The 21,004-nt window shown below is 71.3% G+C and carries 19 protein-coding genes; 3 read left to right on the top strand and 16 right to left on the bottom strand.

The features are described from left to right. Positions 1–18: 18 nt before the first annotated feature. Positions 19–513, bottom strand: coding sequence for an NUDIX domain-containing protein (locus QSK45_RS01840; protein ID WP_285552500.1), 495 nt, complete (start codon positions 511–513; stop codon positions 19–21). A gap of 31 nt (positions 514–544) precedes the next feature. Beyond that, complete coding sequence (locus QSK45_RS01835) at positions 545–1,615, bottom strand: ADP-ribosylglycohydrolase family protein (protein WP_285552499.1); 1,071 nt, start codon at positions 1,613–1,615, stop codon at positions 545–547. A gap of 154 nt (positions 1,616–1,769) precedes the next feature. On the opposite strand from QSK45_RS01835, the gene QSK45_RS01830 reads away from it, so the two are divergent. Continuing rightward, on the top strand, positions 1,770–2,906 hold the full coding sequence (locus tag QSK45_RS01830; protein WP_285553370.1) for a glycerate kinase family protein: 1,137 nt from the start codon (positions 1,770–1,772) through the stop codon (positions 2,904–2,906). 82 nt (positions 2,907–2,988) lie between these two features. Here the strand turns inward: QSK45_RS01830 and pssA are convergent, their stop codons facing one another. Beyond that, positions 2,989–3,807, bottom strand: a complete 819-nt coding sequence (gene pssA, locus QSK45_RS01825) for a CDP-diacylglycerol--serine O-phosphatidyltransferase (protein WP_285553368.1) — start codon at positions 3,805–3,807, stop codon at positions 2,989–2,991. A 22-nt stretch (positions 3,808–3,829) separates the two neighbouring features. Beyond that, entirely contained in the window at positions 3,830–4,486 is a 657-nt protein-coding gene (locus QSK45_RS01820) for a phosphatidylserine decarboxylase (protein WP_285552498.1), read from the bottom strand. Positions 4,487–4,504: 18 nt separating this feature from the next. Between QSK45_RS01820 and QSK45_RS01815 the strand changes: the two genes are divergently transcribed. Beyond that, the gene (locus QSK45_RS01815; protein ID WP_285552497.1) at positions 4,505–4,630 is read left to right on the top strand and encodes a hypothetical protein; all 126 of its coding nucleotides are present in this window, start codon (positions 4,505–4,507) and stop codon (positions 4,628–4,630) included. A 36-nt stretch (positions 4,631–4,666) separates the two neighbouring features. On the opposite strand, the gene QSK45_RS01810 is transcribed toward QSK45_RS01815, so the two are convergent. The 7 genes from QSK45_RS01810 to QSK45_RS01780 form a co-directional block, all read right to left on the bottom strand. Continuing rightward, positions 4,667–5,872 carry an acyl-CoA dehydrogenase family protein gene (locus tag QSK45_RS01810; protein ID WP_285552496.1) on the bottom strand — a complete coding sequence of 402 codons (1,206 nt, stop codon included), beginning with the start codon at positions 5,870–5,872 and terminating at the stop codon, positions 4,667–4,669. Next, positions 5,872–6,441, bottom strand: a complete 570-nt coding sequence (locus QSK45_RS01805; RefSeq protein WP_285552495.1) for a MaoC family dehydratase — start codon at positions 6,439–6,441, stop codon at positions 5,872–5,874. Before QSK45_RS01805 ends, QSK45_RS01810 begins: the two co-directional genes overlap by 1 nt. A 3-nt stretch (positions 6,442–6,444) precedes the next feature. Further along, positions 6,445–7,407, bottom strand: coding sequence for an HpcH/HpaI aldolase/citrate lyase family protein (locus QSK45_RS01800; protein ID WP_285552494.1), 963 nt, complete (start codon positions 7,405–7,407; stop codon positions 6,445–6,447). Further along, positions 7,404–9,431, bottom strand: coding sequence for a protein meaA (locus QSK45_RS01795; protein WP_285552492.1), 2,028 nt, complete (start codon positions 9,429–9,431; stop codon positions 7,404–7,406). The genes QSK45_RS01800 and QSK45_RS01795 overlap by 4 nt, the downstream gene beginning before the upstream one ends. A 9-nt stretch (positions 9,432–9,440) precedes the next feature. Continuing rightward, the gene (gene ccrA, locus QSK45_RS01790) at positions 9,441–10,778 is read right to left on the bottom strand and encodes a crotonyl-CoA carboxylase/reductase (RefSeq protein ID WP_285553366.1); all 1,338 of its coding nucleotides are present in this window, start codon (positions 10,776–10,778) and stop codon (positions 9,441–9,443) included. A 432-nt stretch (positions 10,779–11,210) separates the two neighbouring features. After that, positions 11,211–12,029 (bottom strand): TetR family transcriptional regulator, encoded by an 819-nt coding sequence (locus tag QSK45_RS01785; RefSeq protein ID WP_285552490.1) that lies wholly within the window; start codon positions 12,027–12,029, stop codon positions 11,211–11,213. A 145-nt stretch (positions 12,030–12,174) separates the two neighbouring features. Further along, positions 12,175–13,977: a 3-hydroxyacyl-CoA dehydrogenase family protein gene (locus tag QSK45_RS01780; RefSeq protein ID WP_285552488.1), complete on the bottom strand. Its 1,803-nt coding sequence runs from the start codon at positions 13,975–13,977 to the stop codon at positions 12,175–12,177. Between the two features lie 399 nt (positions 13,978–14,376). On the opposite strand from QSK45_RS01780, the gene QSK45_RS01775 reads away from it, so the two are divergent. Continuing rightward, positions 14,377–14,961 (top strand): adenylosuccinate lyase, encoded by a 585-nt coding sequence (locus QSK45_RS01775; protein ID WP_285552486.1) that lies wholly within the window; start codon positions 14,377–14,379, stop codon positions 14,959–14,961. A 136-nt stretch (positions 14,962–15,097) separates the two neighbouring features. Here the strand turns inward: QSK45_RS01775 and QSK45_RS01770 are convergent, their stop codons facing one another. From QSK45_RS01770 to QSK45_RS01750, 5 genes are all read right to left on the bottom strand, one after another. After that, positions 15,098–15,574 (bottom strand): hypothetical protein, encoded by a 477-nt coding sequence (locus tag QSK45_RS01770; RefSeq protein WP_285552484.1) that lies wholly within the window; start codon positions 15,572–15,574, stop codon positions 15,098–15,100. Positions 15,575–15,734: 160 nt separating this feature from the next. After that, entirely contained in the window at positions 15,735–16,793 is a 1,059-nt protein-coding gene (locus tag QSK45_RS01765) for a YihY/virulence factor BrkB family protein (RefSeq protein ID WP_285552482.1), read from the bottom strand. 72 nt (positions 16,794–16,865) lie between these two features. Further along, on the bottom strand, positions 16,866–17,288 hold the full coding sequence (locus QSK45_RS01760) for a RidA family protein (RefSeq protein WP_285552480.1): 423 nt from the start codon (positions 17,286–17,288) through the stop codon (positions 16,866–16,868). A 136-nt stretch (positions 17,289–17,424) separates the two neighbouring features. Then, positions 17,425–18,978, bottom strand: coding sequence for an alpha/beta hydrolase (locus QSK45_RS01755; protein ID WP_285552478.1), 1,554 nt, complete (start codon positions 18,976–18,978; stop codon positions 17,425–17,427). Positions 18,979–19,477: 499 nt separating this feature from the next. After that, positions 19,478–20,956: a CoA transferase gene (locus QSK45_RS01750; RefSeq protein ID WP_285552476.1), complete on the bottom strand. Its 1,479-nt coding sequence runs from the start codon at positions 20,954–20,956 to the stop codon at positions 19,478–19,480. Positions 20,957–21,004: the final 48 nt, after the last annotated feature.

Below are 21,004 nucleotides of genomic sequence, written 5' to 3'. Positions count from 1 at the left end.
GGACCGGCCGTCCGCGGGTCAGTCCGCCCGGTGGCCGTTCTCCAGCTCGGCCGGGCCGGAGCCGTCGGCGAGGACGTCGAGGGCGGCGAGGACACGGCGGCCGAGGGCGCCGGGGAGATGAGCGGCGAGTTCCTCGCGCGGCACCAGCCGCCAGGACAGCAGTTCCTCCTCCTGGAGCCGGATCGCGCCCAGCTCGTCGTCGGCGAGCACTCCGCCGTCGTACACGTACGCCACCAACGGCGGCCGCGCCGTGCCCGGAACCCAGTCCACGGCGAGCAGCCGGCCGAGCGTCCGGTCGAGCCCGATCTCCTCCCGCGTCTCCCTGCGCGCCCCCTGCCGGGGCGTCTCCCCGCTGTCCGACTCCACCGTCCCGCCCGGAAGACCCCATCCCTCACGGTAGTTGGGTTCGACCAGCAGCACCCGCCCCTCCACGTCCCGGAAGAGCGCGGCGGCCCCGGCGAGGACCCGGGGCAGACCGGCGATGTAGGCGGCGTAGTCAGTGGTGGAGGTCATGGTCGCAGGGTATCCAGCCGGAGCCGGGCCGTTAACCGGCCCCCGCCAGGCGCACGGTGCGTTCGGCCAGCGCACTGATCCGCACCCCGTCGAAGCCGAAGACCGCGCTGCGGACCGTGTCCTCCAGGGGGTCCTTCCAGTGGGCCGGCAGGGCGGCGGCGCCGGTGCGGACACCGGCCACCGAGCCCGCGGTCGCCCCGTTGGAGTCGGTGTCCAGACCGCCGCGCACGGTGAGCGCGAGGGTGCGGGTGAAGTCGTCGTCGCCGTAGAGCAGCCCCGCGGTGAGGACGGCCGCGTTCGGGACGGTGTGGATCCAGCCCCCGGCACTCTCGCCGGTCGCGGTGGCCAGGGTGTCCGCCCAGGGCAGCCCGGCCTCGTGCAGCGACATGACGCGGCGCACGGTGCGGGCGAGGCGGCAGCTCGCCGGGATCACGCCGAGCGCGCGGTCCAGCGCGGTCCGTACGGTCGGGGCGGTGAAGGCGGCGGCGATCAGCGCGGCCGCGAACAGGGCGCCGTAGACGCCGTTGCCGGTGTGGGACAGCACGGCGTCGCGGCGGGCCAGGGCGGCCGCGCGGGCGGGGTCCCCGGGGCGGGTCCAGCCGAAGACGTCCGCGCGGATGAGGGCGCCGATCCACTCCTGGTACGGGTTCTCGTACGTCGCCGTCAGCGGCGGCCGCAGCCCGTTCGCGAGGTTGCGGTAGGCCGCCCGTTCCGCCGTGAAGGTCTGCAGGTAGGGCAGCCGGGTCAGCCACAGCTCGCCGACGTCCTCGGTGCTGAAGGCGAAGCCGCGACTCTCCAGCAGGTGCAGCCCGAGGATCGTGTAGTCCACGTCGTCGTCGCGGCAGCTGCCGTGGATCCGGCCGCGGACGCAGGAGCGCCACTCCGGGCGCAGTACGGCGGTGTCGGCCGGGTCGGCGGGCTCGGGCAGGTAGTCGGTGAGCGGCAGCGCGCCGGAGCGGCCGAGGTAGCGGTCGATGCGCGCGGGGGTCCACACCTCGCCCTGCTCGACCGGCTTGCCGAGCATGTTGCCGGCGATCCGGCCGAGCCAGCCGCCGTGGATCCGGTCGGCGAGATCGACGGGTGCCGGGTGCTCGCTGCTCATGGCCCTGGGTGTACCCGTTTTCGCCGGGCCGCCTCAGCCCGTGGTCGGAGGCATGACGGTGGGGGTCCGGCGAGGTTAGGGTCGCAGTGGCGCGACCGGCCCCGGTATGCCCGGGGCCCGGAGAGCGAGGGGATCGCACGTGGCGAACGGCGCAGTGGACGGGACCCGCCGGGTACTCGTCGCCGCGGACAAGTTCAAGGGCTCGCTGACGGCCGTGCAGGTCGCCGAGCGGGTCACCGCCGGGCTGCGGCGGGTGGTGCCCGACCTGGTGGTCGAGGCGCTGCCGGTGGCGGACGGCGGCGACGGGACCGTGGCCGCGGCGGTCGCGGCCGGGTTCGAACGGCGCACGGTGCGGGTGGCCGGGCCGCTGGGGGAAGAGGCGGTGGCGGCGTTCGCGCTGCGCGACGGCACCGCGGTGGTGGAGATGGCCGAGGCGAGCGGGCTGCACCGGCTGCCGGCGGGCGTCTTCGCGCCGCTGACCGCGTCGACGTACGGCTCCGGCGAACTGCTGCGGGCCGCGCTGGACGCCGGGGCGCACACGATCGTGTTCGGCGTGGGCGGCAGCGCCACGACGGACGGCGGCGCCGGGATGCTGGCGGCGCTCGGGGCCCGGTTCTCGGCGGAGGACGGCGAGCCGGTGCCGCCGGGCGGCGGCGGTCTGGCCGGTCTGGCCCGCGCCGACCTCTCCGGTCTGGACCCCCGGCTGTCCTCCGTCTCGCTCGTACTGGCCGGCGACGTCGACAATCCGCTGACCGGGCCGACGGGCGCTGCGGCGGTGTACGGCCCGCAGAAGGGGGCCTCGCCGGACGACGTACGCGCCCTGGACGCGGCGCTGGGACACTACGCGAAGGTGCTGGAGGCGGAGATCGGGTCCCGGGCGGCGCAGGCCGCGGCGGCGCCGGGCGCGGGCGCGGCGGGCGGCGCCGGGTACGGCGCGCTGCTCCTCGGCGCGCGGTTCCGGCCCGGGATCGACCTCATGCTCGACGTTCTCGGGTTCGCCCCCGCCCTGGCCCGCGCGTCGCTGGTGATCACCGGCGAGGGGTCCCTGGACGTGCAGACCCTGCACGGCAAGGCACCGGCGGGCGTGGCGGCGGCCTCGCGTGCAGCGGGCAAGGAGGTGGTGGCGGTGTGCGGCCGCCTCGCCCTGACGGAGCCGGCCCTGCGCGCGGCCGGCATCACCCGCGCCTATCCCCTGACGTCCCTCGAACCCGACGTCTCCCGCTGCGTCGCGCACGCCGGCCCCCTCCTGGAACGCGTCGCCTCCCGCATCGCCGAGGACTTCCTGGTCTGACCGCCCCCAGCCGTCCCCCGCACGAACGAAAGGGCCCCGAACCCAGCCAACCCTGGATTCGGGGCCCTCGGTCAGGAGGCCGTCACGGCAACTGCGCCGCCCGCGCCTCGCGGCGGTTGTCGCGGAAGTTGTTCACCCGGCGGGCCGTGGCGAACAGCGGGATCACCGCGCCCATGACCAGCTGGAGCGCGCAGCCCGTCTGGAGGAGCAGCTGACCGCTGGGGGCGTCGAAGGCCCAGGCGGCCAGGAGCCCCATGGACAGGACGATCCAGCAGAGCATCGCCCCGGCGAGCCGCCCACGCGGCTTCGGGTACTCCACCCGGCTCACCATCAGCCAGGCCGTGCCCACGATCGCGAGCAGGGTCGCCACGAACGGAAGCTCCAGGAGCACGATCGAGACGACGGTGAGCGCGCCGAACGGCGACGGCATGCCCTGGAACATCCCGTCCTTCATCGTCACGCACGAGAAGCGGGCGAGCCGCAGCACGACCGCCAGCAGCACCACGATGGCCCCGAGCGCCGCGACTCTCTGGTGCGCGTCGTCCGCGACCATGCCGTAGACGAGGACGAAGTACGCCGGCGCCAGCCCGAAGCTGATCAGGTCGGAGAGGTTGTCCAGCTCCGCACCCATCGGCGAGGAGCGGAGCTTGCGCGCCACCAGGCCGTCGAAGAGGTCGAACACCGCCGCGCAGAGCATCAGGATGACCGCCGTGGCCGCGCTGTGGCGGGCCATGCCGGACTCCTGGCTGCCGGTGAGGTGCGGGATCAGGATGCCCGTGGTGGTGAAGTACACCGCCATGAAGCCGCACGTGGCGTTGCCGAGCGTGAGGGTGTCCGCTATCGACAGGCGGAGCGAGAGCGGCATCTCCTCCTCTTCGTCCACCTCGTCTGCCTCGGGCACCCAGTTCGCCTGGGTCTCCGGATCAATCACGGTCAATGCGAGTCACCCCAGCCACGGTCTTCTGTCCGACCTCGACCGCCACCTCCACGCCCTCGGGCAGGTAGAGGTCGACACGCGAGCCGAAGCGGATCAGACCGATACGGTCGCCCTGCTCGACCTTCGTGCCCTCGGGGATGTAGGGCACGATGCGGCGGGCCACCGCGCCGGCGATCTGGATCATCTCGATGTCGCCGAGTTCGGTGTCGAAATGCCAGACTACGCGCTCGTTGTTCTCGCTCTCCTTGTTGAAAGCCGGAACAAAGCCGCCGGGGATGTGCTCGACCGACGTCACCGTGCCCGCGAGCGGCGCGCGGTTGACGTGGACATTGAGCGGACTCATGAAGATGGCGACGCGGGTGCGGCCGTCCTTCCAGGGCATGATGCTCTGCACCACACCGTCGGCCGGGGAGATGACCCGGCCCTGGGCGATCTCGCGCTCGGGGTCGCGGAAGAACCACAGCATGCCCGCCGCGAGAGCGGTGGCGGGCACGGCGACGGCCTTGGCGGCACCCGAGCGGCGGGCGCGGGCCAGGCTGAGGGCTGCGGTGGCGACGGTCGGGAGAAGCCACGGCGATGCTCCGCGCGCGAGGCGTACGCCGGCTCGGCTGTCGCGAGGTGCAGAGGTTTGGCTGTGGGGCATGGATGACCTTCGTAGCGGATGATGCCGCGCAAGACGGGGGACGGCGGCTTTCCGGGGATCGTACCGGTCGCGGGCCGCAACTGGGCAAGCCAGGAAGCCGAGTCGGCGGCCGAAGACCGGCTGAACCACGTCTACGGGGTGTGATCTTCCCCTCGAAGAAAACACCCCGTATACGGACGATCAGCCCTGGAATCGATACTCTTCGAGCAAGCGGCGGCCGATGATCATTTTCTGGATCTCGGCGGTACCTTCACCGATGAGCAGCATCGGCGCCTCACGGTACAGGCGCTCGATCTCGTACTCCTTGGAGAAGCCGTAGCCACCGTGGATGCGGAAGGCGTCCTCCACGACCTCCTTGCAGTACTCGGAGGCGAGGTACTTCGCCATCCCGGCCTCCAGGTCGTTTCGCTGCCCGGAGTCCTTTTTGCGCGCCGCGTTCACCATCATCGCATGGGCGGCCTCGACCTTGGTCGCCATCTCGGCCAGCTTGAACTGGATGGCCTGGTGCTGGGCGATCGGCTTGCCGAAGGTGTGCCGCTGCTGGGCGTACTGCACCCCCAGCTCGAAGGCGCGCTGGGCGACACCGCAGCCACGGGCCGCGACATTGACCCGGCCGACCTCCACGCCGTCCATCATTTGGTAAAAACCTCGGCCGGTGACGCCGCCGAGCACCCGATCGGCCGGGATGCGCAGCCCGTCCATGATCAGCTCGGTGGTGTCGACGCCCTTGTAGCCCATCTTCTCGATCTTGCCGGGGATGGTGAGGCCAGGGCGGACCTCGCCGAAGCCCGGCTCCTTCTCGACCAGGAAGGTGGTCATGGACTTGTGCGGGGCCGTGCCCTCCGGGTGGCCCTCGTCGCTGCGCACCAGGACGGCCACGAGGGAGGACGTGCCGCCGTTCGTCAGCCACATCTTCTGGCCGGTCAGGACGTACTCGTCGCCGTCCTTGACCGCCTTGGAGGAGATGGCCGACACGTCGGAGCCGAGCGCCGGCTCCGACATCGAGAAGGCGCCCCGGATGTCACCGGCCGCCATCCGCGGCAGGAAGTGGTCCTTCTGCTCCTGCGTGCCGTGCTGCTTGAGCATGTACGCGACGATGAAGTGGGTGTTGATGATGCCGGACACCGACATCCAGCCGCGGGCGATCTCCTCCACGCACAGCGCGTAGGTGAGCAGCGACTCGCCCAGGCCCCCGTACTCCTCGGGGATCATCAGACCGAACAGGCCCAGCTCCTTGAGGCCGTCCACGATCTGCTGCGGGTACTCGTCGCGGTGCTCCAGCTCGGTCGCGACCGGGATGATCTCCTTGTCGACGAAGTCCCGGACGGTGGAGACGATCTCCTGCTGGACGTCGGTCAGACCGGCGGTCTGGGCGAGGCGCGCCATCACTTCTCCTGCTGCTTCAGCTCGGAACGGGAGGTGTCGTCCCGCAGGGGCGTCGTTTGAGGGTGGTGGTGGGAGACGGGCGGGCGGCCCGGCTGCTCGCCGCCGCGTTCCTTGATGTACGTCTCGGTCGGCACCATCACCTTGCGGCGGAAGACGCACACGAGGGTGCCGTCCTGCTTGTAGCCCTTGGTCTCGACGTAGACGATGCCGCGGTCGTCCTTCGACTTCGACGGCCACTTGTCCAGCACGGTCGTCTGGCCGTAGATGGTGTCGCCGTGGAAGGTCGGCGCCACGTGCTTGAGCGACTCGATCTCCAGGTTGGCGATCGCCTTGCCGGAGATGTCCGGCACGGACATGCCGAGCAGCAGCGAGTAGATGTAGTTCCCGACGACGACGTTCCTGCCGAAGTCCGTCGTCTTCTCCGCATAGTTGGTGTCCATGTGGAGCGGGTGGTGGTTCATGGTGAGGAGACAGAACAGGTGGTCGTCGTACTCGGTGACCGTCTTTCCCGGCCAGTGCTTGTACGTCGCCCCGACCTCGAACTCCTCGTAGGTGCGTCCGAACTGCATCGCTCAGGCCTCCGGGATCTCGAACTTGGTGGTGCGGCGCATGCCGGCGGCGCGGCCCTTGCCGGAGATGACCAGGGCCATCTTGCGGCTGGCCTCGTCGATCATCTCGTCGCCGAGCATCGCGGAGCCCTTCTTGCCGCCGGCCTCGGACGTGTAGTACTCGTACGCGTCCAGGATCAGCTCGGCGTGGTCGTAGTCCTCCTGGGACGGCGAGAAGATCTCGTTGGAGGCCTCGACCTGGCCCGGGTGCAGCACCCACTTGCCGTCGAAACCGAGCGCGGCGGCGCGCTGGGCGACCTCGCGGTAGCCGTCGACGTTGCGGATCTGCAGGTAGGGGCCGTCGATCGCCTGGAGGTCGTTGGCGCGGGCGGCCATCAGGATCTTCATGAGGATGTAGTGGTAGGCGTCCGCCGGGTAGCCGGGCGGCTGCTCGCCCACGACGAGGGACTTCATGTTGATGGAGGCCATGAAGTCGGCCGGGCCGAAGATGATGGTCTCGATGCGCGGGGAGGCCTGGGCGATCGCGTTGACGTTGTTCAGGCCCTGCGCGTTCTCGATCTGCGCCTCGATGCCGATCCGGCCGACCTCGAAGCCCATCGTCTTCTCGATCTGCGTGAGCAGCAGGTCGAGCGCCACGACCTGCTCGGCCGTCTGCACCTTGGGCAGCATGATGCAGTCGAGGTTCTGCCCGGCGCCCTCGACGACCGTCACGACGTCGCGGTACGTCCACTCGGTCGTCCAGTCGTTGACGCGGACCACCCGCGTCTTGCCCGTCCAGTCGCCCTCGTTGAGGAACTTGACGATGGTGTGCCGCGCCTCGGGCTTGGCGAGCGGCGCGCAGGCGTCCTCGAGGTCGAGGAAGACCTGGTCCGCCGGGAGGCCCTGCGCCTTCTCCAGGAAGCGCGGGTTCGAGCCCGGTACGGCCAGGCAGGAACGTCGCGGGCGAAGGCGGTTGACGGTCGTCATGCGGGGACCTCCAGAGGGTCGAGCTTGTTCGCTTTCCGGATCTCGTCGACGATGCGGCCGATGATCCCGGTGATGTCGAAGTCCTTCGGGGTGAAGACGGCGGCCACTCCGGCGGCCATGAGCTGCTCGGCGTCACCGTTCGGGATGATGCCACCTGCGATCACCGGTATATCTGTGGCACCCGCCACACGCAGCCGCTGGAGCACGTCCGGGACCAGCTGGGCGTGCGAGCCGGAGAGGATCGACAGGCCGACCGCGTGCACGTCCTCGGCGAGGGCCGCGTCCACGATCTGCTCCGGGGTGAGCCGGATGCCCTGGTAGACCACCTCGAAGCCGGCGTCGCGGGCGCGCACGGCGATCTGCTCGGCGCCGTTGGAGTGCCCGTCCAGGCCCGGCTTGCCGACCAGGAAGCGCAGCTTGCCGACGCCCAGGTCGCGGGCGGTGGCATCCACCTTGGCGCGGACCTCGGCGAGCGCGGAGCCGGCCTCGACGGGGACGGCCACCGGCGCGGAGGAGACCCCGGTGGGCGCCCGGTACTCGCCGAACACCTCGCGCAGCGCTCCCGCCCACTCGCCGGTGGTCGCCCCGGCGCGGGCGCACTCCAGCGTTGCCTCCATCAGGTTGCCGGTGCCCCGGGCGGCCTCCTTCAGCCGCTCCAGCGCCTTGCAGGGGCGCGGGTGGTTGAACGGCGGCTGGTAGCGGGTGTCACGCCACTGCTGGAGCGCGGCGATCACGCGGGCCTCGACCGCCGGGTCCACCGTCTGGATCGCGGTGTCCAGGTCGGCGGTGAGCGGGTTCGGCTCGGTGCCCTCGAAGGCGTTGACGCCGATGATCTTCTCTTCGCCGGACTCGATCCGGGCCCGGCGCTCGGCGTGCGAGGCGACCAGCTGCGACTTCAGGTAGCCGGACTCGACGGCGGCCATCGCGCCGCCCATCTCCTGGATCCGCTCGATCTCCGCGAAGGAGTCGGCGACCAGCTGCTCCACCTTGGCCTCGATCACCTTCGAGCCCTCGAAGATGTCCTCGTACTCCAGCAGGTCGCTCTCGTAGGCGAGCACCTGCTGGATGCGCAGGCTCCACTGCTGGTCCCAGGGCCGGGGCAGGCCCAGCGCCTCGTTCCAGGCCGGGAGCTGGACGGCACGCGCGCGGGCGTCCTTGGACAGCGTCACCGCCAGCATCTCCAGCACGATCCGCTGGACGTTGTTCTCCGGCTGCGCCTCGGTCAGGCCGAGGGAGTTGACCTGGACGCCGTAGCGGAAGCGGCGCTGCTTGGGGTTCTCGATGCCGTACCGCTCGCGCGTGATCGTGTCCCAGATGCGGCCGAACGCGCGCATCTTGCACATCTCCTCGACGAAGCGGACGCCCGCGTTCACGAAGAAGGAGATCCGCGCGACCACGTCCCCCATGCGCTCCTGCGGCACCTGGCCGCTGTCGCGCACGGCGTCCAGGACGGCGATCGCGGTGGACATCGCGTACGCGATCTCCTGCACCGGCGTGGCCCCGGCCTCCTGCAGGTGGTAGCTGCAGATGTTGATCGGGTTCCACTTCGGGATGTGGGAGACCGTGTACGCGATCATGTCCGTCGTCAGGCGGAGCGAGGGTCCCGGCGGGAAGACGTGCGTGCCGCGGGACAGGTACTCCTTGACGATGTCGTTCTGGGTCGTGCCCTGGAGCTTGGTGATGTCCGCGCCCTGCTCCTCGGCGACGACCTGGTAGAGCGCCAGCAGCCACATGGCGGTGGCGTTGATCGTCATCGAGGTGTTCATCTGCTCCAGGGGGATGTCCTGGAACAGCCGGCGCATGTCACCGAGGTGCGAGACCGGCACGCCGACCCGGCCGACCTCGCCGCGGGCGAGGATGTGGTCGGGGTCGTATCCGGTCTGCGTCGGCAGGTCGAACGCCACCGACAGGCCCGTCTGGCCCTTGGCGAGGTTGCGCCGGTACAGCTCGTTGGATGCCTCGGCCGTGGAATGGCCGGCATACGTCCGCATGAGCCACGGACGATCTTTCTGACGCTCTGTCATCGAGGGCTCTCAGATGTTCCGGAAACGGTTGATGGCGTCGATGTGCTCGGCCCGCATCTCCTCGTCGCGCACGCCGAGGCCTTCCTCGGGCGCGAGGCACAGCACGCCGACCTTGCCCTGGTGCAGGTTGCGGTGGACGTCGTAGGCGGCCTGGCCGGTGTCCTCCAGGGAGTACACCTTCGACAGGGTGGGGTGGATCTTGCCCTTGGCGACCAGGCGGTTGGCCTCCCACGCCTCGCGGTAGTTCGCGAAGTGCGAGCCGACGATCCGCTTCAACGACATCCACAGGTAGCGGTTGTCGTACTCGTGCTGGTAGCCCGAGGTGGAGGCGCAGGTGACGATGGTGCCGCCCTTGCGGGTGACGTACACCGAGGCGCCGAAGGTCTCGCGGCCGGGGTGCTCGAAGACGATGTCCACGTCCTCGCCGCCGGTGAGTTCGCGGATGCGCTTGCCGAAGCGCTTCCACTCCTTCGGGTCCTGGGTGTGCTCGTCCTTCCAGAACTTGTAGCCCTCGGCGCTGCGGTCGATGATCAGCTCGGCGCCCATCTTCCGGCAGATCTCGGCCTTCTGCTCGCTGGAGACCACACAGATCGGGGTGGCGCCGCCGGCCAGCGCGAACTGCGTGGCGTACGAGCCGAGCCCGCCGCTCGCGCCCCAGATGAGGACGTTGTCGCCCTGCTTCATCTGGGCGCCGTTGCGGGAGACCAGCTGCCGGTAGGCGGTGGAGTTCACCAGGCCCGGGGCGGCCGCCTCCTCCCAGCTGAGGTGGTTCGGCTTCGGCATCAGCTGGTTGGACTTGACGAGGGCTATCTCGGCGAGGCCGCCGAAGTTGGTCTCGAAGCCCCAGATGCGCTGCTCGGGGTCGAGCATCGTGTCGTTGTGCCCGTCGGAGGACTCCAGCTCCACGCTGAGGCAGTGGGCGACGACCTCGTCACCGGGCTTCCAGGCGTTGACGCCGGGGCCGGTGCGCAGGACGACGCCCGCGAGGTCGGAGCCGATGATGTGGTAGGGCAGGTCGTGCCGCTTGGTCAGCTCGCTGAGCTTGCCGTAGCGCTCCAGGAAGCCGAAGGTCGGCAGCGGCTCGAAGATCGAGGTCCACACCGAGTTGTAGTTGACGGAGGAGGCCATGACGGCCACCAGGGCCTCACCCGGCCCGAGCTCGGGCACGGGGACGTCGTCCAGGTGGATCGACTTGCGGGGGTCCTTGTCGCGGGTCGCGAGGCCCGCGAACATCTCCGTCTCGTCCTTGTGCACGGTGATCGCCCGGTACGACTCGGGGAGCTGAAGTGCGGCGAAGTCGGCGGACGTGGCGTCCTTCGACTGGATCGCGTCCAGGATGTCCTTCACGGTCACGGTGTTGCCTCCGGCGGTGAGCGCCCTGAGGGAGGGGCGCTTGGGGGTTCGTCGGTGCTGGGATGCGTGCTGCTGAGGGTTTTGGTGAAAGTGCCGTAGGTTCGGCTCGGTGGTGCTTCGGCAGCGCTTTGTGGCGCGGGAGGTTGCCTGTGACGCAGGCGTCCGGGCGCGCAGGCCGTGGGCTTGCGGGGACAGCCGGCGAACGAATGGTCGCTGCTCGCCGGCCGCCCGGACTTCCTTCAACGTATGACACCGCGTGTCAGGTGACAAGGCACTGAGTGCCAGAACTTCCTCTCAGATGAAATCTTTACGTAACAAATGAGCGATGATCGATCGAACGGTTCGCGAAATCCCTTCGAAAAGGGCCCCTGACATGGCAAAACGGCCACCCCGAAGGGTGGCCGTCGTCACAGCGGGAGAACGGACTCAGCGCTCCTTGAGCGCCTCCTCGATGGTGCGCATGACCTCTTCGAGGGGGGCGTCGGTGCGGGCGACGGTGACGAGCACCTCGCCGTGCGGGGAGGCCGTCGCCGGGGCGGTGGCGGCCGGGCGGGCGGTCGTGTTCCGGCCGGCGCCGATGCCGGTGCCGAAGGTCCTGCGGACGATCGAGAAGGCGTGGTCGAGCTGCGTCTCCACATCGCCCTGGCCGTCCGCGCGCAGCCAGCGCCGCAGCACGTGGTTGTGGGCGGTGACCACCGCGGAGGCGGCGACCTCGGCCAGCAGCGGATCGTCGTTGGCGTCGTCGGCGTGCGCCCGCTCGTCGAAGTGGCCGAGCAGATAGCGGGTGAACAGGCGTTCGTAGCGGGCGACGGAGGCGATCTCGGCCTCGCGCAGGGTGGGCACCTCGCGCGTGAGCCGGTAGCGGGCCACGGAGATGTCCGGCTGGGCCGCGTACATCCGCATGACCTCCTTGATGCCCCGGCACACCGTGTCGAGCGGGTGCTCGTGCGCCGGGGCGGCGTTCAGGACCGCCTCGGCGCGGACCAGGGTGTCGTCGTGGTCCGGGAAGATCGCCTCCTCCTTGGAGCGGAAGTGGCGGAAGAAGGTGCGGCGGGCGACGCCGGCCGCGGCCGCGATCTCGTCGACGGTGGTGGCCTCGTACCCCTTGGTCGCGAACAGCTCCATGGCTGCGGCCGCCAGTTCTCGGCGCATCTTGAGCCGCTGGGCGGCGGCGCGGCTGCCTGCGGCACTTTCCGGCGCGTCGGGCGTAGCTGGTGTACGTGAGGACTTGGCGGGCTGGGACATGACCCGAACGTACTGCATGGACGCGGCGCCATGTGCGGGAGCCCGGTTTGCCCCGCCCGGCCCCGAAGGGCCGGGCGGGGGCGCCAGGGCGGGGTCGAGCAGCCCGCCCCAGTCCGTCTCCGCGGGGGACCAGTCGCCGACGCCGTCAGCGGCGGGCATACTCGCGGAAGCCGCGGCCGGTCTTGCGGCCGAGGCAGCCCGCGGCCACCAGGTGCTCCAGGAGCGGGGCGGGGGCGAGGCCGGGGTCGCGGAACTCCCGGTGCAGCACCTTCTCGATGGCCAGCGAGACGTCCAGACCGACCACGTCCAGCAGCTCGAACGGGCCCATCGGGTACCCGCCGCCGAGCCGCATCGCCGCGTCGATGTCGTCCAGCGTCGCGTAGTGCTCCTCGACCATCTTGACCGCGTTGTTCAGGTACGGGAACAGCAGCGCGTTGACGATGAACCCGGCCCGGTCGCCGCAGTCCACGGCGTGCTTGCGGATCTTGCGGCACACCTCGCGGACCGTCGCGTGCACGTCGTCGGCGGTCAGCACGGTGCGCACGACCTCGACCAGCTTCATGGCCGGGGCCGGGTTGAAGAAGTGCATGCCGATCACGTCCTGCGGGCGCGAGGTGGCGCGGGCGCAGGCGACGACGGGCAGCGAGGAGGTGGTGGTGGCGAGCACCGCGCCGGGCTTGCAGACCTTGTCCAGCGCCTGGAACAGCTGCTGCTTGATCTCCAGGTCCTCGGCTATCGCCTCGACGGCCAGGTCGACGTCCGCGAACGCCTCGTAGGAGCCGGCCGGGGTGATCCGGTCCAGGGTCTGGGCGGCCGCCTCGGCGGTCAGCCGGCCCTTGTCCACGGAACGGGCCAGGGACTTGCCGATCCGGGCCTTCGCCGCCTCGGCCTTCTCCTCGCTGCGCGCGGCCAGGACGACGTCGTAGCCCGCCTTGGCGAACACCTCGGCGATGCCGGAGGCCATGGTGCCGGAGCCGGCGACGCCCACCGAGCGCACCTCGCGGCCCGGGGTGGCCGCACCGTCCGCCGCCGGGGTCAGCGCGTCCGGCACCACGGTGGCGCTGCCCGGCGCCTCGTAGGTGTAGAAGCCGCGCCCGGCCTTGCGGCCGGTCAGACCGGCCTCGCTGAGCTGCTTGAGGATCGGGGCCGGGGCGTGCAGCCGGTCGTGGGACTCGGCGTACATGGCGTCCAGGACGGTGCGCGCGGTGTCGATGCCGATCAGGTCGAGCAGCGCGAGCGGGCCCATCGGCAGGCCGCAGCCCAGCCGCATCGCCGCGTCGATGTCCTCGCGGGAGGCGTAGCGGGCCTCGTACATCGCGGCCGCCTGGTTGAGGTAGCCGAACAGCAGGCCGTCGGCGACGAAGCCGGGGCGGTCGCCGACCGCGACGGGCTCCTTGCCCAGCTCGATCGCGAGGTCCGTGACGGCGGCGACGACCTGCGGCGCGGTCAGCACCGAGGAGACGACCTCCACCAGCTTCATCGCCGGGGCCGGGTTGAAGAAGTGCAGTCCGAGCACCCGCTCGGGACGCGCCGAGTCGGCGGCGAGCCGGGTCACGGACAGCGCGTTGGTGCCGGTGGCGAGGATGGTCTCCGGGCGGACGACACCGTCCAGCTCGCGGATGATCTGGTGCTTGATCTCGTACGACTCCGGGACCACCTCGATCACGAGGTCGGCGTCGGCCGCCGCGGCCAGGTCCGTGGAGGTGCGCAGCCGGGCGAGGGCGTCGGCGCGCTCGGCCTCGGTGAGCCGGCCGCGCTCCACCGAGCGGGCGGTGGAGGCCTCCAGGGCGGCCCGCGCCCGAGCGGCCTGGGCCTCGCTGACGTCGATGCCGACGACCTCGCGGCCGGCCTGCACGAGGACCTCGGTGATGCCGGTGCCCATGGTGCCGAGGCCGACGACGGCGATCTTCTTGAGGGACAGAGGGGTGTCGGACAGGGGAGTGGCCATCGCGGGACTCCAGAGATGAGGGTGACGACGAGGAACGCGTCCGGGTGCGCCGGGAGGGCGCACCACGGAGCGGAAAGGAGTGCGGGTGTTGCCGGGCTGACGAGCGCACACGCCCGGTGCCGGTGCCGACGGGCGTGCACACGCCCGGCAGCGGCGATGTTCCGACCGGCCCTGTCCCGAAGCCGGGTCGTACCTGCGGTACTCGGCGCACGAGGCGCACGGGGGTACCGCGGCTTCCTTGCCCACGACGGCCGCGTCACCAGACCGTCGTCAGCGGATGCGAGAAGGTTGCTCGCTCGTATGAGCTTAACCGGTGGGTAACGAGCGCGCTAGCCCCCATCGGGTTCTTTGTGCGCCGGGTCCCTCCCGTTGCCCCCGTAACCCGCCTAACCTGAAGCCGTGGACGAAGAGTTGCGATCGCTCACGGAGCGCTTACGACAGGAGTCGGGGGGCTCGGCGGCCTTCGAGGCCCTGCTGGCGACCGAGGACCCGGACGAGCTGGCCGAGGTCCTCACCGCGCCCGGACAGCCGCTCTGGGCAAGGGAGTTGGCCGCCTTCCGGCTCGGCCTCGCGGGCGACCGGCGCGCCTTCGAGTCCCTGGTGCTCCTCCTCAACCACCGCGACCCGCCGCGCTGTGCCGGCGCCGCGCACGCGCTGGCCCGGCTCGGCGACCCCCGCACGGCGCGCGCGGCCGCCGCCCTCGCCACCAACGAACTCCGCGTCGCCTACGCCCTGCATCCGGTGCGGCTCCTGGTCGCCCTGCGCGCCCCCGAGTCCGTGCCCGCGCTGATCACCACCCTGGAACGCCGGCTGCGCCCCCACGATCCCTACCGACGGGTCGCACTCGCCTGCGTGGAGGGTCTCGGCACCCTCGGCGACGCCCGTGCCCGGCGCGTCCTCTCGGAGGCCCTGGCCCATCCGGCGCTCGCGGAGGCGGCGGTGCACGCGCTGGCGCGGCTTCCGAAGGAGAAACGGACCGGGTGACGACGGGCAGGGCGGGCCGGACGATCCGGTGCCGGGCCCGCGGCTCGTGAGATCACGGACCCGTACGCCCTGCCGCTTCCGGGGACCGTGCGCCCTGCGGTCCGCCCGTGTCCGTCCGGCTCGTCGCCCGCCGTGGTCAGGGCCAGTACGCGGTGCACACCCGGTGTCCGGCGTGCCGCCCGCACGCCTGCGCCTCCAGGTGCCAGCCCTTGCCGTGCACGTACTTGACCGCGCGGGTGTTCTGGCTGCCCCCCGAGTGCACGGTCGCCGAGCAGACCCCGAAATCCGCCCACGACCCGTAGTCGACGTCCCACTCCAGTGCGACCGTGTCACCCCTGGCCGCGCCGGAGATCGCCGCCCACACGTAGTACGGCGCGCCCTGCCTCGCGTTGCCGTACCGCACCCTGACCGTGGCCCCGCCGATCCGCAGGGTGGGGCCGTTGTGCCGACGCCCGCTCGGGATCCGCGTGTTGGGGTCGATGCTCGTACCGCACGAGGCCGCGGCCCCGGACGGCCGCGAGGTCTGCGCCGCCGTCGCGGTGGCGGCCGACGCGGCGGCCAGCACCGCCACACCGGCCATCGCGGCCACCACGCCCCTGGACTTGATCGCCATGCCCTGCCCCTCTTGCCGACCGCGTGGTGTCACCGGCTGTTGACACATCGTGCTCGCAGTGGCCCGAGGCCGAGGTTGGCAGCGGGCCGGGGGAGTGGACAAGGAGCAGTGGAGGCACGTCCCGCGCACCGCTCCCGCGCATCCGGCGCGCGGGTGCCGATCAGCTGTCTGTCATACGGCGGACGTCGTCCTCGTCCCACTTGGCCGTGTCCCGGGGCTCCGCGTACGGGCCGGCGGACTCGGGGGGATGACCACCGGCGATGGCCCGCTGCCGCGCGGTCTCGGCGTCGAACTCCAGGCCCAGCAGGATCGCCAGGTTGGTGATCCACAGCCAGATCAGGAAGATGATGACGCCCGCCATGGTGCCGTAGGTCTTGTTGTACGACGAGAAGTTCGCCACGTAGATCGCGAAGCCCGCGGAGGCGGCCATCCAGATGACCAGGGCGAGGAAGCTGCCCGGGGTGATCCACCGGAAGCCCCTGACCTTCGCGTTCGGGCACGCCCAGTAGAGGATCGCGATCATCAGGACGACGAGGACGACGAGCACCGGCCATTTGGCGATCGACCACGCGGTCAGCGCCGCGTCCCCCATGCCGAGCGCCTGGCCGGCGCGCCGGGCCAGGCCGCCGCTGAAGACCACGATCACCGAGCAGACCAGGGCGATCAGCATCAGCGCCACGGTGACCCCGAGGCGCACCGGCAGCAGCTTCCACACCGAGCGCCCCTCCGGTACGTCGTAGACGGCGTTCGCGGTGCGGATGAAGGCGGCGACGTACCCGGACGCCGACCACAGGGCCAGGACGATGCCCACGACCGCCAGGACCGAGCCGGTACCGGCGGTGTTCTGCAACTGCCCGACGGCCCGGGTGAGGATGTCCCGGGCCGAGCCGGGGGCGAGCTTCCCGATGTCGGCCATCAGCCGGTCGGTGGTCGAGCGGCCGGTGATGCCGAGCAGGGCGACCAGCACCAGCAGCGCGGGGAACAGGGCCAGCACCGAGTAGTAGGTCAGCGCCGCGGCCCGATCGGTCAGCTCGTCCTTCCTGAACTCCTTCAGGCTCCCCTTGAACACCGCCCTCCACGCGGTCCTCGGCAGCTGCGCCGGCGACTGCGGCGCCCTCTCGTCCACCTCCCGCCCCGGTCCGGCCTCCTCGGGCGACGGCACCCGGGGCCCCGGCTCGTCGTCGCGGTCCCTGCGTCCTGGAAGATGCGGTTTCACCATGGGAGCCGAGTACCCCGAAGTTCCGGGAACCCGTGGGGGCCGGAGGCGGGCGGCGCCCGGCGGCGGGGCGTGTCAGGCCGTGGCGGAGGCGGGGTCGGTGGCCGGGACCACCGCCAGGGCCTCGATCTCCATCAGGAAGTCCGGGCTCACCAGACCGGCCACCCGGACCGCCGAGCACGCCGGAAGGCGGTCGTCGGGTATGTGGGCCGCACGGGCCGCGCGGATCGCCGGCATGTGGGCCATGTCCGTGACGAAGAAGGTCAGCTTCACCACGTGCTCGAAGCCCGCGCCCGCCGCGGCCAGGCAGCGGCGCAGGTTCTCGAAGACCTGGCGGGCCTGGGCCACGGGGTCGCCGGGGCCGACCGGCTCGCCGTCCTCGTCCAGGGCCAACTGGCCGGAGACGGCGACGAGCCGGCCCGTCGCCGTGACCACGTGGCTGTACTGGGCCGCGGGCGCGACACCGGCGGGGGCGCTGATCCTGATCGGTTCGCTCATGGAGCCCATCCCATCACGGACCGCTCCGCCCGTCGGCGACTCCGCTCGCCGGAGCGCCGGTCGACCGCCGTGAGCCGGCGGGGGCGGCGGCTCGCCTCCTCGGCGCCCCCCGCCGCCGGCCCCCGGCGGCCGGTCCTCAGCCCCGGAAGCCCAGCAGAGCGTGCAGGACCGAGCCCCGGGCGGACGGCGACGCCGCCTTCGACGACGGCGGTGTCGGGTCCGGGGACTTGGCGCACACCGCGTCGGCCGGGCCGGAGCCGCGGGGAAGCGTGCCGTCCGCCAGGTACGCGGACAGGTACCTGTCCAGGCAGGCGTTGCCGCTGAGGGTGATGCCGTGGTTGCCGCCGCCCTCTTCGACCACCAGGCGGGAACCGGCCAGCAGCCGGTGGGCCGCGACGCCACCGGCGTACGGCGTCGCCGCGTCGTCCGTCGCCTGGAAGAGCAGCGCCGGCGGCAGCTTGTCGTTGGCCACGTCCGGCCGCTGCGTCCGGCCGGTCGGCCAGAACACGCACGGCGCGTTGTACCAGGCGTTGTTCCAGGCCATGAAGGGCGACTTCGCGTACACCGCCCACGCGTCCTGCCGCCACCGCGCCCAGTCGCGCGGCCAGGCGGTGTCCCCGCACTGCACGGCCGTGTAGACGCTGTACCCGTTGTCGCCGGACGTGTCCGCACCGGCGAGGTCGTCGTACGCCTCCACCAGCGGCTCGGTGTCCTTGTCGTGCGCGTACGCCGCGAACGCCTCCGCGAGAGCGGGCCAGTAGCCGTCGTAGTAGCCGCCCGGGATGAAGGTGTCCTCCAGTTCGGCGGCGCCCACCCTCCCCCCGGCCGGCTTCCTCGCCAGGGCCGTCCGCATCGCGTACCACTCGGCCTCGACCTTCGCCGGGTCCTTGCCGAGCCGGTACGTCGCGTCGTACTTGGCGATCCAGGCCATCAGCGCGCGGTGGCGGTCGTCGAAGGCCCGCTCCTGGCCGAGGTTGTCCGCGTACCAGACGCCGGTCGGGTCGACGACCGAGTCCAGCACCAGCCTGCGGACCCGGTCGGGGTGCAGCTTGGCGTACACCGCGCCGAGGTAGGTGCCGTACGAGTAGCCGAAGTAGCTGATCCGCGGCGCGCCGAGGGCCGCGCGGATGGCGTCCACGTCCTGTGCGGCGCTGACGGTGTCCATGTACGGCAGCACGTCGCCGTACCGCTTGCCGCAGTCGGCGGCGAAGCTCCGGGCGCGCTCCAGGTTCGCCTGTTCGAGGGCGGGCGTGTCCGGCACGGTGTCCGGGCGCACCGGCTTGAAATGGCCGGGCGCGCAGTCGAGGGCCGGGCTGCTGCGGCCGACCCCGCGCGGGTCGAAGCCGACGACGTCGTACCGCGCCGCCACGTCCTTCGGCAGCGCCGAGGCGACGAACCCCGCGAGGGTGAGCCCGCTGCCGCCGGGGCCGCCGGGGTTGACGAGCAGCGGGCCCTCGGAGGTCCGCGCGGTGTGCGGGACGCGGGACAGGGCGAGCGTGATCCGCCGGCCGGAGGGGTTCGTGTGGTCCAGCGGCACCTCCAGCGAGGCGCACTGAAGCGTCGGGTAGTCGGCGGTCGCGCACTTCTTCCAGGTGAGCGGCGCGGGCGCGGCGGCCTGCGCGGGGACACCGGTGACCGAGCCGGCCAGGACGGCGGCGGCCGCGCACAGCACGGCTGCGCGTCTTGTCATGGGTCCTCCCGGGACGGAGAGGTCGAGCGAACCGCGAGATCACGGTCCTCGCCGCATCGTCCCGATGCGGGCCCTTCGCGGAACGCGTTCCGCCGATAGTTGACCCAATTGCCCGCGCGAAGCCCTCGAACGCTCCCCGAGGGGCCCCGCGGCGCCTCACATCAGCGTGAGCTGGGTCGGCTCGGGCACCGCGGCGGGCTTGGCCGGGCGGATCCGGCGCGCCGCGCCCGCACGCGTGGGCCCGGCCGTACTCCCGTGCCGACGCGTGCACCTGACGGGTGATCCGGCACTGACAGCCGGCCATGGCCCAGCACGAGATCCCCGGTGATCCCTCCCCCGCGCAACCACGCGCGGAGGCGTTCGAGGCCGTCTGGTCGCGGGGCACCTCCACGCTCAGCACGAGAAGGGACAGCGGCTCACTGGTGACGCGGCCGCCGGCACATGGGCCCGGCACGGGCTCGCGGCCGCTGTTCCTCTCGTCCGGACGGTTCGTCGACGCTCACGAGAGGGAGCGGGCCGCCGCGGCTCCGTCGGCGCGCCAGACGGGGGCGGAGGACCCTCGGGGTACGAGGACGGGCCCGTGGCGCCAGTCAGCGGGGGTCTCGCTCAGCCGGACCGGAGGAGCGACGTGCTGGAACTCGCCCAGCGGGGTCTGATGGACCAACCACTCGGGCTCGGGTGGAGCGGCCGCCGTACCGATCCGCGCGGCGACTTCCGACTTGTCCAGTGTGCCGAGCTCCCACGCCCAGTTGGCGCAGCCGGCGAGGGAGACACGGACGAGGTAACTGCCCCCCTCCCTCGCCTGTTTCAGGGTCGCGGCCATCACACCGGCCGCTGCGAAATAGGCCGCGAGGTAGTCATTGAGCATTCGGCCCGGGGGCATTTGCGGCCTCCCGTCCTCCCCCTCGTTCCAGTTGATGCCGACCAACGCCTGCGCCTGGTGGTCGAAGCCGCCTCGTTCACTCCATGGGCCCGAATGGCCGTAGCAGCGGATGGAGCAGTAGATCAGCCCTTCGGAGATCTCCGCGCACTCCTCTGGGGTCAGCCCTAGCCGGGCCAGCTTCGAGGCCCGGTGATTGTGCACGAAGACATCGGTCTCGCGGAGCAGCTGGTCGAACATGCGGCGGCCGCCGCTGTCCTCGCGCAGTTCCAACCGGGTGGAGCGGATGCCCACAGCTGTTTCATTCCAGCACAGATCGTGTTCGAAGGCGTGCGGCTCGCACACGTGGAGCACATCAGCGCCATGTTCGGCCAGCGTACGCCCCATCGCGGTACCGGCGAAGATGTGGGTGAACTGCAGACAACGCAGCGCCGACAGTGGCTGATCGCCGGCGGGCAGCGGTTTTACGGGCGCGTCGCCGATCTTCTCGATCGACACCAGCGGTTCTGCCTGGATCGCCTGGCCCTGCGGATGGGCCAGGAACTCCTCGCGGCTGCGCACCACCGCGAGCGGAATTCCTCGCTCAGCGGCGGCCTCTTCGAGGTCCCAGGATTTCCAGGAGGCGATGGCGCTCCGGATGTGCTCCTGCGTATGCGCGGTGCCGAGGAGCGACAGTAACTCATCACTCGGCCGCGGGTAGCAGGCGATGGGGATGACCCAGCGATCGTCGGCCGTCTGGTAGAAGTCGAAGACCGCGGGCGCGAGACCGCCATCGAGGCCCTGCAGCGAACCCATGTTGGAACCGTAGCCGTTGAGGCGGTTCCCCGCGCCCAGATAGGGCGTGAGAGAGTGGAGCGCCTGCGGTAGGTCAAGGCTGAGCCGCTGGCTGCGGCCGGTCGCCTCGTGCCAGATCTGCGCCGCTCCGGCGGCCGCCGACAGGAGAGGAACGCCTATGGCGGTCCCGAGTTTGAGGGTGGAGTTGAGCAACGGATCGGCGCCGGTCACCGAAAGCTCACTGACCGCGTTCTCGAGCGACAGGCCGATCATGTCGAGAGAGGCATTCAGCTGACTCGTGAAATCAGGTTTGTTTTCCCTCATGGATACACACTTCCAATAACTCGGCAAAACCCTAAACGCTTCTACCTT

The sequence above is a fragment of the Streptomyces hygroscopicus subsp. hygroscopicus genome, from assembly GCF_030269125.1.
GTDB classification, from domain to species: Bacteria; Actinomycetota; Actinomycetes; order Streptomycetales; family Streptomycetaceae; genus Streptomyces; species Streptomyces hygroscopicus_C.
Note: the sequence above shows the minus strand (reverse complement) of the source record. Positions and strands in the feature narration are given on the sequence as shown.